Origin of the sequence: Carboxylicivirga marina (assembly GCF_016612505.1) — a bacterium.
Classification (GTDB): Bacteria; Bacteroidota; Bacteroidia; order Bacteroidales; family Marinilabiliaceae; genus Carboxylicivirga; species Carboxylicivirga marina.
This window is the reverse complement of sequence record NZ_JAENRR010000013.1, coordinates 1-14,432: the sequence shown is the minus strand read 5'-3', so window position 1 is coordinate 14,432 and position 14,432 is coordinate 1. Positions and strand designations below refer to the sequence as shown.

Sequence of the window (14,432 nt, the reverse complement as noted above, 5' to 3'; positions counted from 1 at the left end):
TTGGATAAAAAAGAGCGTTTCAACGGAAACGCTCTTTTTTTAGTTTATAAATGGGGATTAACTCTCCTGTTTAGGTTCATCATCAATTATTTCCTCAGCTTCAATTTCTTTAGGTTCTTCAACGGGTGTTTTTCCTTTTAAATAATCTGGTAATTGCATACCTGCCATGTTGAATAATTCATCCATTGGCGGCAGAGAGCCTAGCATTCCAGAAAGGAATTTGGCAGATGTTGGAGAATTTCCATCTTTTCCACCCGACATAGAATCCCAAACTGTAATTTTGTCAATCTTTAGGTTTTTGACTGCTTCTACCTGCGTTTTAACTAACTCAGGAAGTTTGTCGGCAATCATTAGCATAACAGCATTATTTGAATCACCACCTGAAGCTTTTACTAATTGGTCAAATCCTTGAGCTTGTTTGCTTAATACTTCATAAATACCTTTAGCCTCCGCTTCCATTTTCATATAAATAGCATCGGCATCACCTTTGGCGTGTCTTCTGGTTTGTTCGGCAATCGCTTCTGCTTCAATTTCTACTTTTTGTTTATCGACTTCAGCAGGTACAACAACATCAGCAGTTTGAGCAGCTTTATCTCTTAAGGCACGAGCTGTTTCAGCGCTTTTCTCAGCTGCGTATGCTTCTTCGAGCGCTTTTGCCTGACTGACTTTTTCAGCAGCGACAGCCTTTCTTTCAGCTTCAGCTTCTTTTTCGCGTCTGTTGGCATCGGAGTTGGCAATAGTTACTTTTGCGCTATTCTCACCCTCAACCGCAGTAGCATCAGCTCCTGCTACTTGTACTCTTTGGTCTTGATGCGCATTGGCTTCTCCAATAGACCCATCACGATTCTTTTCGGCAACACTCTTTTTCGCATCATTGATTGCTTTAGCTGCAGCTTCTTTACCTAATGCTTCGATATAACCCGATTCGTCATTAATATCCGTGACATTTACATTTATTAATTTTAATCCGATTTTCTTTAATTCTTGTTCGACATTGCTAGATACGGCTGCAAGAAATTTATCACGATTGCTGTTGATTTCTTCGATGTCCATAGTAGCAACAACTAACCTAAGTTGACCGAAGATTATGTCTTTGGCTAAATTGCTAACATTGTCTTGTGAGAGACCTAATAATCTTTCTGCTGCATTGGTCATTACCCCTGATTCAGTTGATACTCCAACTGTAAATCTGGAGGGAACGTCAACACGGATATTTTGCTTACTAAGTGCATTTGTAAGATTTATCTCTATTGAAATTGGTGTTAGATCTAGAAAAGAATAATCTTGAATAATTGGCCAGATAAATGCTGCTCCACCATGTATACATTTTGCAGATCTGGATGTTGAACCTGAACCTTTGCCAACTTTTCCGTATACAACCATTACTCTGTCTGATGGACATCTTTTATATCTTCTAAAAAACGAAATAATTAGAATGAAAAAGAATAGAACGACAGCGGCAATTAAAAAAACTAAATATTGTCCCATAAATTTTTAAAATGTTAGTTACTGATTTTTACTACTAGTATATCGTTATTTAATACGTCAACTACCTCAATAATAGAACCTGTGGAAATATCATCGTTGTTATCTGTTATGGCATCAATGGTTCTAAAGCCTTGGGCATCGATTTGAATCTGACCAGAACCTTTTCTATTTCCGGGAATAGTCAAGTAAACGGTGCCAATCTTTCCAATAGTTGTTGAAAGATGAAAAACGCCATTTTCTGTTAATTTGCCCATGAAGTACATGATAGATGCCATTAGCAACATCATTAAAAGGCCACAGATTGTTGAAATTAATATGGTAAGCCAAATGGAAAGGTTAGAATCAATGCAAATAATTCCTGTCCAACCAAATATTGTAAAGAAGGCAATGAGGTTTTTAATGCTTAAGAATTGAAAATCTATTCCTGTATCATGTTCAATTGATAAATCAGGGTTGCCATCTGCTTCTATATCGTGCGAGTCACTGCCTATAAAAGTGAGTAATACCTGCAGGATAAATAGGAGAGAAGATGGAATTGCAATACACCAATAAAATTTTTCAAAAAGTGTCATGGTTTCCCATGATAAACCAAAAAATTCGAACATAATAAATGAGTTTTATATTTTCCTAAATTAACAAAATGCGATTGATTTAAATCATAAAAATACAGTTTGTAATGAAAATTTTTTAACATTTTATTTCCGGCGGTATGTATTGATTTTGTTCTCCCTTTTATTTCTACATTTGAATCTTTAAAATTAAAAGCTGGAACTATGATTGATATTTTAAAAAATCGCAAGACCATTCGAAAATACACCAATCAAGCTATAGAGGAAGATGTGTTAATTGACATTCTGGAGGCTGGGGTGCGTGCTTCTACAACTGGAAATATGCAGGTGTATAGCATTGTTGTTACCAAAGATGATGCAATGAAAGAAAAGCTGGCTCCATGCCATTTTAATCAGCCCATGGTAAAACAAGCACCTGTTACTTTAACTTTCTGCGCCGATTTTAATCGTTTTAACCTTTGGTGTCAGCAAAATAATGCCGAGCCAGGTTACGATAATTTCCTGTCTTTTGTAACTGCAGCAATTGATGCTTTGTTAGTAGCGCAAAATGTTTGTGTGGCAGCAGAATCTAAAGGTTTAGGAATTTGTTATTTGGGAACAACTACCTATATGGCAGATAAAATTATCGATGTATTGAAATTGCCAAATGGCGTTGTGCCAATTACTACCGTTACATTGGGTTACCCTGATGAAGATCCGGCGCAAATTGATCGTTTGCCACTTGAAGCCGTTTTACATCAAGAAACATATAAGGATTATACTCAAGAACAGATTTCAAAATTATACGCGACAAAAGAAAGTCTGGAAGAGAACATTGCCTTTGTAAAAGAGAATGGTAAAGAAACCTTAGCTCAGGTTTTTACCGATGTGAGATATAAAAAAGCAGATAACGAGCATTTTAGTAAGCAATTACTAGGCGTGTTAAAAGCACAGGGATTCATGTAGAAGTATTAACTGCACAGATAATATTGGGTAAGTATATATATGCTTGCCTGTTTTTTTTAAAAGCTATCAGTTATAGCTGTTGGATATGCAGGATTCTACTGAGCTCGTTGAGCTCATTGACAATTGTTGGGTGAATTGATATACCGTTGGCTAAACGCTCATTTTCTATTATTCGCTCCTGATCTCCGGGTATTTGAACTGTTGGTTGTGCTTTTATATGTTGCGATTGTCTGAACGTTTTAATCCAGTTATCCATGTGGGTTTTAAATTCATTGGCTGGCCTGAAGGCATCGATACGCATGGCGCCAATAAAATGCCCAATCCCATCACCAACCGGATTTGGAGGTGGTGTGAGAAAGGATACAAATGGGGGCACCCAGGGGCCATAGTTAGCACCTGAAAGAACGGCTGAAAAGATATCAACCCATGCTCCAAGGCAATAGCCTTTATGCGAACCGTGTTCACGGTCGGAGCCTAAAGGAAGCATAGCACCTCCATTTTTGAGGGCTCTGTTATCTGTTGTTGGGTCTCCGTTTTTGGTTTGAGCCCATCCTTCAGGAATGTCTTTATTCTGTCTTTCACAAACCTCCAGCTTTCCGTTAGCAGCAGGAGTAGTGGCCATATCCATAACGAATGGAGGTTCCTTATCGGCAGGTATTGCTACTGCTATTGGGTTGGTGCCCAACAAACGTTCGCTTGAAAAAGTAGGAGCAACCAAGGCGCTAGTATTAGTCATGCATATGCCGATCATATCGTGCTTTAGTGCCTTCATAGCATGATAACCTGCAATGCCAAAATGATTTGAGTTTTTTACACCGACCCAGCCTGTTCCAACGTTGTTGGCTTTATCAATAGCGATATCCATGGCTTTTTGAGCAACGATTAATCCTGCACCTAAATCACCATTAACTAAAGCTGTACTTGGTGTTTCGTGCTCAACTCTAATGTTAGGGCGCATGTTAAGACGTGCTTGTTGCCAAAGGCGAATATAGCCACCAAGGCGAGCAATACCATGAGAATCAACACCTCTTAGGTCGGCAGCAACAAGTGCTTCAGCTGCCATTGCGGCATGTTGTTTGTTAGCACCGGCTGCAATAAAAGCATTTTGAATAAATGTATCGAGGTGTTGCGCAGATTTAATCATTTACTCTTCTCGATGATTGTAGACGGCAGTGGCTTGTGCGGTTGGCATAATTAGCATGTCATTAATATTGACATGAGCAGGGCGGGTTACCATAAATTCAATTGCGTCAGCAATGTCATCTGCATATAAAGGTGTTAGCCCTTTATAAACATTATCTGCTTTCTCCTGATCGCCATGAAAGCGTACCACTGAAAACTCAGTTTCTACCATGCCCGGTGATACCGATGATACTTTAATATTAAAGGGTAATAGGTCGATGCGCATGCCTTTGGTGATGGCCTCAACAGCGTGTTTACTCGCACAGTAAACATTGCCATTGGCATAAGTTTCTTTGCCTGCAATGGATGATACATTAATAATATGACCGCTTTTACGCTCCATCATACCCGGGATAATTAGTTTGGACAGATAAAGGAGTCCTTTAATGTTGGTGTCAATCATTTGCTCCCAATCGCTCCATAGCCCATCGTAAATAGGATCGGCACCAGCAGCTAAGCCAGCATTGTTAACTAGTACATCAATCGTTTGCCAATCATTTGGTATTTGTTCAATGGCTGATTTTGTAGCTTCGTGATCTCTTATGTCGAAACTAAGCGCTAATACTTTCGTGTTTGATTCTTCTAATTCTAGTTTTAGAGCCTGTAGTTTGTCATTTCGTCTACCGGTAATGATTATCTGATAGCCTGTTTTTGCAAGTTTTAAAGCAGTCGCTTTTCCAATACCCGATGTGGCGCCTGTGATTAGTGCTATTTTATCCATTGCAGTTCAATTTTATTCATTCCTCAACTAAAAATGTAAGTTCGCGTAAATTATTTATACGTTTCTCAAGTGTTGCGTATAAATGCGACCTTCCGTTTGGTATTTGGGTTATTTTTTATACTTTCAACATAAAATAATTTCGTTGCCGAAGCCCTGCAAATGTATATTAAATTGTCTCTGAATAAAAGAGCAATTCCAAAATGCTATACTATGAGCGTAACAATTCCTACAATAGAAGAAGCTGAGAAGTTAGAGTTGACTTCAGAAGAATTTGAGAAGATAAAAGTGCTTTTGGGTCGTCATCCAAACTCTTTAGAATTACAATTATTTTCACGATTGTGGTCAGAGCATGCCAGTTATAAAAATTCAATCAAATGGTTAGCTACTTTACCTAAGGGTGGGGAAGATATCCTGGTGAAGGCTGGTGATGATAATGCCGGTGTGGTTGATTTGGGTGATGGTAATGCTTGTGTTTTTAAGGTGGAGTCACATAATAGTCCTTGTGCTATACAGCCACGATTAGGAGCTTTAACTGGTTTGCGTGTTGTTATGCGTGATATTTTTTCAATGGGAGCTAAACCATCGGCTATTTTAAGTTCGCTTCGTTTTGGTGATGGCAAACGCGATACGGCTCGTTGGCTTTTTGAAGAAGTAGCAGAGGGCATTTGTGAGTTTGAGCGTGGTTTTGAAGTGCCTGTGTTAGGCGGAGAAACTTTCTTTTCGAGAGGCTACAATACTACTCCTATAGTTAATAATATGGCTATTGGCGTAGTGCCAAAAGACAAATTGATTAATGGTAAGGCCGAAGGAACTGATAATTTGATTTTGGTTGTAGGTGCACGCACAGGTAAAGATGGAGTTGATACCGATGTGTTTGAAACAGATATATTAGCCGAAATAGATACGCCACCTGTTTCAATTGAACAGATGATGGATGTATCCATTGAAAAGGAACTCCTCGAGGCCATACAACAAATGAGTGCATCTGTAGATTTGGTTGGGATTCAGCCGATAGGTACCCAAGGAGTTGTTGGAGCTGCTTTAGAAATGGCAGGGAGAGGTAATTCAGGTATCCACCTGGATGTTGAAGCCATTCCAGAGCGTCAACAAGGTCTGGAAGTGAAAGATTTGTTGTTGTCGCAAACATGGGGCAGAGTATTGGTATGTATTGCTCCTTCAGAAATAGAAAAAGTAAAATCTATTATAGAACGCTTGCAGGTTGCTATGGCTGTTATTGGTAAAGTGACGGATGATGGTAAGGTGATGTGCTTTAGTGAAAAAGAGGTGGTTGCTGAGATGCCTGTTGATATTGCGATGAATGGAAAATCTGCTCCGGTGTATGAGCGTGATATTGATGAAGATATTGAGGAATTGCCCGCAATAAATTTGGATATTTATGATGAGCCCGATCATTATCCTGATGTAGTGAAGGTGATGCTTTCTAATCTTAATGTGGCATCCAAGGGGTGGCTGACCAATAAGTTTAGTAGCCAAACAAACTCCGATAATGGTAACTTTGATTACCCATCCGATGCAGCATTTGTAAATATTGAAGGATCAGAAAAAACGCTTGTGGCAACGATGGATTGTAACTCGCGTTATATGAAATCAGATGCATTAATTGGGGCGCAGATAGCAGTTGCTGAAGCAGCACGTAACATCGTGTGTGCAGGTGGTAGACCTATTGCTCTTTCCGATTGTCTAAATTATGGTAATCCATATGATTCAAAGGTTTATCGCACATTTGTTGATTCTGTTAAGGGAATAACAAAAGCCTGTAATGATTTTGGTGTGCCTGTTGTTGGTGGGAATGTGAGTTTTTATAATCAACGTTCAGAAAATGGACAGCTCAAGCCAATTACACCAACACCCGTTATTGGTATGGTTGGGGTGGTCGACGACGAGAAGCACCATAATACTTTATCATTCCGACATAAAGGAGATATGATTTTTCTAGTTGGTCAATCTCGAAATGATGTGAATTCTTCTGAATATGCCAGTAGCATCTTAAATATTAAAAAATCAGCAGCGCCATATTATAACTCCGAAGAAGAAAAAGAACTGCAATCAACAGTTACAGAAATGATCAAGGATGGTCTTGTTCGTTCAGTACATGATGTTTCAAACGGAGGATTATTTTTTAGTCTACTGGAGTCGAGCATTCCATTAGAATTTGGCTTTGATATCACATCAGATGCCGAAATCAGAAAAGAAGCGTTCTTGTTTGGAGAATCCCAGAGTCGTGTGGTTGTCTCGGTCTCACCAGAAAAACAAGATGATTTTGTTGATTTTATGATGAGTACCCAGGTTCCGTTTTCGATTTTAGGACACGTTACGAAAGGAGAAGTGCGAATTGATGATGAATCATACGGCTATATCGATGAGTTGAAACTTGCATTTGAACAAAGATTAGAGAACTGGGTTCAAGGATGAGAAGAATTAAACACACATATATAATTTATGAAATCTAAGTTGAAAATAATTACACTTCTTAGTTTGATATTGACTGCAGGAGTGCTTGTTGCTTGGGCGCAAGCCGAAGAAGTGGAAAAAGTGAAAGTAGGTGATGTTGCCCCTTCTTTTACTGTTGTGACACCCGATGGAGAAATGACAACTGCCGATTTTAAAGGTAAAGTTGTGTTACTTAACTTTTTTGCCACCTGGTGTCCGCCTTGTATTCAAGAATTACCAGTATTGGAAAAAGAAGTTTGGAATCAATTTAAAGATAATGAGGATTTTGTGCTGCTTGTAATAGGACGAGAGCATACTCCTGAAGAATTGAAGAAGTTTGCTAAGGAAAAAGGATTTGACCTTCCATTTTGTCCTGATGAAGAGCGGAAAATTTTCAGTCAGTTTGCAACCCAATCTATTCCGCGCAATTACATTATTAATAAAGGCGGTAAAGTAATTTATGCATCCAGAGGCTATAGTCATAAAGAGTTTGAACACATGATTGATGTGTTGAAGCGGCAATTATAAAAGATTTACTAATTAGATATTGAGGGGGTGTTTACAAAAGCATCCTCTTTTTATTTAAGGTAATAAATCCTTCCTTTTTTATACTTTTGGTGAAAATTATTAAATGATGACTGTTAAACCATATACAGCAGAAGGCTCCAAAAAGAAACAGGTGGCCGGAATGTTCAATAATATAGCTCCTAAATACGATTTTCTTAATCACTTTCTTTCAATGGGTATTGATAAGATATGGCGAAAAAGAGCTATTAACTTATTGAAAGATATTGAGCAACCATTAATCCTAGATGTCGCTACCGGAACCGGAGATCTGGCTTTGGAAGCAAACCGGCGATTAGGATGTAAAGTAGTAGGTGTTGATATTTCTGTTGAGATGTTAAAAGTCGCTGAGGAGAAAATTAAAAAGCGAAACCTCGAAAATGTTATTTCAGTACAGGAGGGGGATTCAGAGAATCTACCTTTCGAAAATGATTCTTTTGATGCTGTGATGGTCGCTTTCGGTGTTCGTAATTTTGAGAACTTGAATAAAGGATTGAGTGACATGGCTCGTACGCTGAAACCTGGTGGTAAAATGGTGGTGCTGGAGTTCTCAAAGCCTGTGTATTTTCCATTTAAACAATTGTATATGTTTTACTTTCGATATATACTTCCATGGTTGGGAGGCATTATTTCAAAAGATAAGGCAGCCTATACTTATCTGCCCGAATCGGTTTTGACCTTTCCGGATGGTAAGCGTTTTGATGATGAATTAGCCAAGGCTGGAATGACACCGTTGAAGCGTTTCAAACAAACAATGGGCATTGCTACAATTTATCTGTCTGAAAAGAAAGCGCAATAAAAAAGTAAATTATCAGTTTGTAATGTAAAGTCAAAAAGCACACATTGAAAAAGATAATATTAATCATATTTCTAGTTGCGCAGGTAAATGCATTAATGGCGCAGGGTAAGAATAGTAAAATTGCCAACTTGCGTTCCTTTGATGAGCGTCCACTGCATTTTGGTTTCCTAATTGGAATCAATACAATGGACTTCCGGGTATATAACTCTGGGGTTACACCGCCTTCAGACCCTGATGGAAATTTATATTATGCCGATGTGTTGGACTTAACTCCGGGGCTGAATATTGGAATAGTCTCCAGTTACAAGCTAAGAGAGAATTTAAACCTGCGATTTTTACCAGGTATTAGTTTCGGACAGCGAAATATGACCTACATCAAATATGATAAGGACGGCAACTTTCTGGAGCGTGAAGAGTCTTTTAAGATTAAATCCACTTTTTTAGAATTTCCACTTTTGCTTAAATACAATGCATTTCGCATGCATAATGCCAAACCATATTTGATTGGTGGTTTTAATACCCGTTATGATTTGGCCAAGGATAAGCAAGATAAATTATTACTAACCTCATTGGATGGATACCTGGAATTTGGAGCAGGTTTTGACTTCTATCTGACTTATTTTCGTTTGTCAGTGGAAGCAAGAATGTCGATCGGTCTGGCAGATATGCTTAACCATGATGGAACAGGTGAGCCGGGTGACGAAGTGTATACCGAAGCTTTGGATAAACTCAAATCGCGAATATTTAGCCTGACATTCTATTTTGAATAAATTCAATTACTTTTGCGTTTTAAAGTACTCCACATTTGTGGAATTAATAAATGACATCAATGAAACGCGAAATAGTTTTACGTTTATCCCCTAAAGAAGCATCTGACGATAAGGTTATCAAGTCTTTGGTCGCTAAAAAAATGAAAGTGGCCCCTGATAAGTTAACTGCCATACGAGTTGTAAAGCGTTCCATTGATGCTCGTCAGAAAATTGTATTGGTGCAATTGCACATTGAAGCTTATGCTAATGCAAAACCTCCTAAGCACGAATTGCCCAAGTTTGAGTATTCTGATGTTAGTCAGAAAGATGAGGTAATTGTTGTGGGTGCAGGGCCTGGAGGATATTTTGCTGCCTTGCGTTTAATCGAGTTAGGGCTTAAACCAATTGTGCTCGAGCGAGGCAAAGGTGTTAATGAGCGAAAAAAGGATTTGGCTCAGCTAAACCGGAATGAATCGGTCAATACAGAATCAAATTATGCATTTGGTGAAGGAGGGGCAGGAACCTTCTCAGATGGTAAGCTTTATACTCGAAGTACCAAAAGAGGTGATTTTAAAAAGGTGCTTGAAGTCTTTACTTTTCATGGTGCCAGTGAAGATATACTGATTGATGCGCATCCGCATATTGGAACCGATAAGTTGCCTGAAGTTATTAAAGCTATGCGACAATCCATCCTTGAAGCGGGTGGTGAGGTTCACTTTGATACCAAAGTTAGTAATGTCATTTTGCTTGATAATCAAATAAAAGGCGTTGAATTGGAGTCAGGTGATAAAATAATCGGGCAGGCTGTTATTTTAGCAACGGGTCATTCTGCTCGCGATATTTATTACATGCTCGATGAAAATAATGTACAGCTAGAGGCCAAAACATGGGCCATGGGTGTTCGGGTAGAGCATCCGCAAGAATTAATTGACCAAATACAATACCATTCACCTAAAGGTAGAGGTAATCATTTACCTGCTGCAACCTATAGTTTATCCTGTCAAATGGATAATCGTGGTGTTTATTCATTCTGTATGTGTCCTGGTGGTTTTATCGTGCCGGCAATGACAGATGCTGATGAAATGGTAGTAAATGGTATGTCGCCATCAAAGCGTAATTCGCAATGGGCTAATTCGGGTATGGTAGTTGAAATCAAACCAGAAGATATTGGGGAGTTTCAAAACAAAGGTGTGCTCGGTGGTTTGGAATACCAAAAGGAACTGGAACGATTGGCTTTCGTAAATGGTGGAGCAGGGGTTGTAGCTCCTGCGCAGTCATTAGCTGACTTTGTGGATGGGAAATTGTCATTTGATTTACCTGAGTGCTCTTATGTGCCAGGCTTGGTGGCATCGCCTTTGCATTTTTGGCTTCCTGAAAATATAGGTATGAGGCTTCGTAAGGGATTTGATTATTTTGATAGGCGAGCGCGAGGTTTTGTGACCAATGAAGCATTAGTTGTGGGTGTTGAGAGTCGTACGTCGTCACCAGTGCGTATCCCTCGCGACAGAGTCACATTTCAGCATGTACAGGTTCAGGGACTTTATCCATGTGGTGAAGGAGCAGGTTATGCCGGTGGTATTGCCTCTTCTGCCATTGATGGTGAGCGATGTGCTGAGAAAGCCTGGGAATTTATTACTGGAAAGACACTTGAGTAAAAGGACTTCTTAGTTTTTTGTTCTTCTGAATTCAGCACAAATAATGGCAGTCGCAACTGAAACATTTAATGACTCTGATGTGCTGGCGTTATCAGGGTAAGGGGGTATTAATAACCGACTTGAGATGTGTCTTTCAACCTCAGTACTAATGCCCTTCCCTTCGTTTCCCATTACTATTAAGCCATTTGAAGTTAGGCTCTCCTCATAAATATTATCGCCATCCAGAAAGGTCCCATAGATAGGCAGCTTTAAATTTTGGAAGTCTTGAAAAAAGGCTAAGGTATCAACGTAATGCACATTAACCCGACTTATTGCACCCATGGTTGATTGTATGGTTTTAGCATTGTACACATCGGCACAGTTTTTTGAACAGATAATATTTTTAATGCCAAACCAATCGGCCAGCCTGATGATGGTTCCAAGGTTACCCGGATCCTGTATTTCATCTAAAAATATACTTAGTTGTGTTTTAAGATGCTCGATGTTTAACGGTTTCTTATTTTGGTTGAATACGGCAATGACCGAAGGTGGACTTTTAAGTTGAGAAACCTTTTTCAATTCATCTGTTGATGAATCTATTATTTCGTGGCAGTTGTTGGTTAGTGTCTTGTTTTCGTTTAACCAACTATCTGTTGCTATGATTGTATCAACATCGCAGCCGGCACTAAGTAAGTCAGAAACCAATTTATGTCCTTCAGCAACAAATACTTCATTTTGTTCGCGTACCTTTTTTCGACTTAACGACAATATGAACTTCTGTTTGTTTTTACTTAGCATTGTAAGGTGTTTATATTCGAATTGAGTTTATGTGATACAAAGTTATATCTTATCAAGCGAATTAAATATCTTTATGGCAAATTAACAAAGTGGAATATCCATTTCGTTTATTGCCTGAATCGATTCAATTAGTAACAATGGGGAATAAGTATTTAGTAATCATGTTTGTAGTGCTTGCTTTTGGCGCTTTTGGCTGCCGGTCAACAAAGTATGTGCCCGATGATGCTTATTTGCTCAATAAAATTGAAATCGAAAATCAGGCGAAGGATATTACTAAAGAAGAACTACGTTATTATGTGCGTCAGCGCGAAAATGTTAAGATCCTTGGATTCTGGCGTTTTCACCTAGGATTATACAACCTCTCAGGAAAAGACAATACTAAAGGATTTAATAAGTGGTTGAGGCGAATTGGTGAGGAACCTGAGTTATATGACGAGTTGCTAAGGCAAAAATCAAGTGAACAATTACGTTTGTACTTGAATAATAAAGGATACTACAATGCCGAAGTGGAAGATACCGTACTGTTCTTAAAAAATAAAAAGGCAAAAATCAGGTACTCCATCAAATCGGGAGAACGCTATAAAATAAATCAAATTGCTTATCGTATAGACGATGATTCAATCAAAGGGCATATTTATAACGATACGATCAATTCCCTGTTAAAGCCAGGAGCGCCTTTCGATGCAGATTTGCATGATGATGAACGTAAACGGATTACCAAAGTTATGCGAAATGAAGGGTATTATGGATTCAGAAAGGAGTTTGTCTACTTTTTGGCCGATAGTGCTTTGGGTAATTATTCTGTAAATGATTCCTTGATTATTATTAAAGATAGGATTCAAATAGTTGGGCGAGCTGATTCAATTATTAATCACAACAAGTACAGGATAAAGGATGTGTATTTTTTGGTTGGATACGAGCCGCAAAGAGCATTGAAAGAAGGTGATACTTATTTGAGTAAATTCGATAGTCTTCAATATGAGGGATGTAAAATCCTGTACGGCGATAACCTGGACTTTAGGGCTGATGTTCTAATGAATTCCAACTATATTTTTCCAGGGCAATTGTATAATCAGGATTTGGTTAATAAAACACAGTTGCTATTGGCAGAACTTCAGTTGTTTCGATTTGTAAATATTCGATTTAAAGAGATGGAAGGAGAATCGGATGAAGAGGGAAATGGTCTGTTGCAATGTTTTATTCAATTATCATCATCAAAACTACAGAACTACACAGTTGAAGTAGAAGGTACCAACTCGTCGGGTAATTTAGGAGCAGCTGGTAGTTTTAATTACAAGCACAAGAACCTTCTTCGGGGAGGTGAAGTGTTTGATATGCGATTTAGGGTAGCCGGAGAAAATCAGCAGGCAAAAAATAAAGAATCTTTCCGAACGCTAGAGGCTGGTGGTGATGCAACACTAACAATTCCAAAGTTTATGGTGCCTTTCAAAATCGAAAATTTTAGGAAACGCTATAATCCTCAAACCAACTTCTCACTGTCCTATAATTATCAGCGTCGCCCTGACTATACCAGAACCATCGCCAATGGGCGAATTGGTTATACATGGAAATCTTCACCTTTAGTAACTCATTACCTATCGCCTGTTGACTTTAGTGTGATTAATGTTCCTTATATCGATCCTGATTTTGAGGACAATATTGATAGTACATTTCTAAAATACAGTTACGAAGATCATTTAATTAGTAGTACTTCCTATACTTTTATTTATAATGAGCAGTCCATTGCCGGCAATAAGAACTACCATTATTTTCAGGCCAATATTCAATCGGCCGGTAATTTATTAGATGGTATCAGCTCCTTAGTTGGTAATAATCGTGGTAATGAATTTAATGAGGTGTTCGGGATTCGATATGCACAGTACATTAAGGCTGATATTGATTGGCGATACCACATTAATGTTAACCCAATTAACTCCTTTGCCTATCGGATTTTTATGGGGGTAGGTTATCCGTATGGTAACCTAACGGTGTTGCCATTCGAGAAACGTTATTTCTCAGGTGGAGCAAATAGTCTGCGTGCATGGCCGGTAAGAGGTCTTGGTCCCGGCTCATTTGAAGAAACGCAGTTAGATTATTACAACCAGACAGCTGACATTAAACTGGAAGCCAATGCTGAGTATCGCTTTAAGTTATTTTGGTTGCTCGAAGGGGCATTTTTTGTTGATATAGGTAATATCTGGACAATTCGTTCGTCAGGTGATGATGAAGTTGATGAAAAGGGCTTGTTTCATTTCGATAGTTTTTATAAACAAATTGCAGTTGGCGTGGGAACGGGTGCCCGGCTTGATTTTAGTTACTTCGTTTTTAGGTTGGATGTGGGTGTTAAGGCAAGGGACCCTATTTTGCCAGAAGGTAAAAGATGGGTATTGGGTGTTCGTCCTATTTCATGGGATGATACCGCTTTTAACTTTGCAATCGGATATCCTTTTTAATAGAAGTTGTTTAAAGTCCTAAAATAGAATAAATTAAGCGGTTTAATTAATTGATATTCTGATGATTAAATGGTATATT

12 protein-coding genes are annotated in these 14,432 nt (G+C 38.6%); 7 read left to right on the top strand and 5 right to left on the bottom strand.

Annotated features, from left to right (window positions below; genetic code table 11):
• Window positions 1–57: 57 nt before the first annotated feature.
• Together JIV24_RS07325 and JIV24_RS07320 are read right to left on the bottom strand one after the other, a co-directional pair.
• The gene (locus tag JIV24_RS07325) at window positions 58–1,488 is read right to left on the bottom strand and encodes a flotillin family protein (RefSeq protein ID WP_200464377.1); all 1,431 of its coding nucleotides are present in this window, start codon (window positions 1,486–1,488) and stop codon (window positions 58–60) included.
• Between the two features lie 14 nt (window positions 1,489–1,502).
• On the bottom strand, window positions 1,503–2,093 hold the full coding sequence (locus JIV24_RS07320; RefSeq protein ID WP_200464376.1) for a hypothetical protein: 591 nt from the start codon (window positions 2,091–2,093) through the stop codon (window positions 1,503–1,505).
• 168 nt (window positions 2,094–2,261) lie between these two features.
• Here JIV24_RS07320 and JIV24_RS07315 point away from each other — a divergent pair, with 168 nt between their 5' ends.
• Window positions 2,262–3,002, top strand: a complete 741-nt coding sequence (locus JIV24_RS07315; RefSeq protein ID WP_200464375.1) for an NADPH-dependent oxidoreductase — start codon at window positions 2,262–2,264, stop codon at window positions 3,000–3,002.
• Between the two features lie 70 nt (window positions 3,003–3,072).
• Here the strand turns inward: JIV24_RS07315 and JIV24_RS07310 are convergent, their stop codons facing one another.
• Window positions 3,073–4,146 carry an Ldh family oxidoreductase gene (locus JIV24_RS07310; protein ID WP_200464374.1) on the bottom strand — a complete coding sequence of 358 codons (1,074 nt, stop codon included), beginning with the start codon at window positions 4,144–4,146 and terminating at the stop codon, window positions 3,073–3,075.
• Complete coding sequence (locus JIV24_RS07305) at window positions 4,147–4,905, bottom strand: SDR family oxidoreductase (RefSeq protein ID WP_200464373.1); 759 nt, start codon at window positions 4,903–4,905, stop codon at window positions 4,147–4,149. It abuts the gene before it with no gap.
• Between the two features lie 210 nt (window positions 4,906–5,115).
• On the opposite strand from JIV24_RS07305, the gene purL reads away from it, so the two are divergent.
• From purL to JIV24_RS07280, 5 genes are all read left to right on the top strand, one after another.
• Complete coding sequence (gene purL / locus JIV24_RS07300; RefSeq protein ID WP_200464372.1) at window positions 5,116–7,338, top strand: phosphoribosylformylglycinamidine synthase subunit PurL; 2,223 nt, start codon at window positions 5,116–5,118, stop codon at window positions 7,336–7,338.
• Between the two features lie 27 nt (window positions 7,339–7,365).
• Entirely contained in the window at window positions 7,366–7,884 is a 519-nt protein-coding gene (locus tag JIV24_RS07295; RefSeq protein WP_200464371.1) for a peroxiredoxin family protein, read from the top strand.
• 106 nt (window positions 7,885–7,990) lie between these two features.
• Window positions 7,991–8,719: a bifunctional demethylmenaquinone methyltransferase/2-methoxy-6-polyprenyl-1,4-benzoquinol methylase UbiE gene (ubiE, locus tag JIV24_RS07290; RefSeq protein ID WP_200464459.1), complete on the top strand. Its 729-nt coding sequence runs from the start codon at window positions 7,991–7,993 to the stop codon at window positions 8,717–8,719.
• Window positions 8,720–8,763: 44 nt separating this feature from the next.
• On the top strand, window positions 8,764–9,489 hold the full coding sequence (gene porT / locus JIV24_RS07285; protein WP_234445742.1) for a type IX secretion/gliding motility protein PorT/SprT: 726 nt from the start codon (window positions 8,764–8,766) through the stop codon (window positions 9,487–9,489).
• 59 nt (window positions 9,490–9,548) lie between these two features.
• Entirely contained in the window at window positions 9,549–11,123 is a 1,575-nt protein-coding gene (locus JIV24_RS07280; RefSeq protein WP_200464370.1) for an NAD(P)/FAD-dependent oxidoreductase, read from the top strand.
• A 9-nt stretch (window positions 11,124–11,132) separates the two neighbouring features.
• Here the strand turns inward: JIV24_RS07280 and JIV24_RS07275 are convergent, their stop codons facing one another.
• Window positions 11,133–11,900 (bottom strand): TrmH family RNA methyltransferase, encoded by a 768-nt coding sequence (locus tag JIV24_RS07275; protein ID WP_200464369.1) that lies wholly within the window; start codon window positions 11,898–11,900, stop codon window positions 11,133–11,135.
• A gap of 89 nt (window positions 11,901–11,989) precedes the next feature.
• Here JIV24_RS07275 and tamL point away from each other — a divergent pair, with 89 nt between their 5' ends.
• A complete protein-coding gene (gene tamL / locus JIV24_RS07270; protein WP_289048156.1) occupies window positions 11,990–14,353 on the top strand; it encodes a translocation and assembly module lipoprotein TamL in 2,364 nt (787 codons plus the stop codon).
• Window positions 14,354–14,432 lie beyond the last annotated feature (79 nt).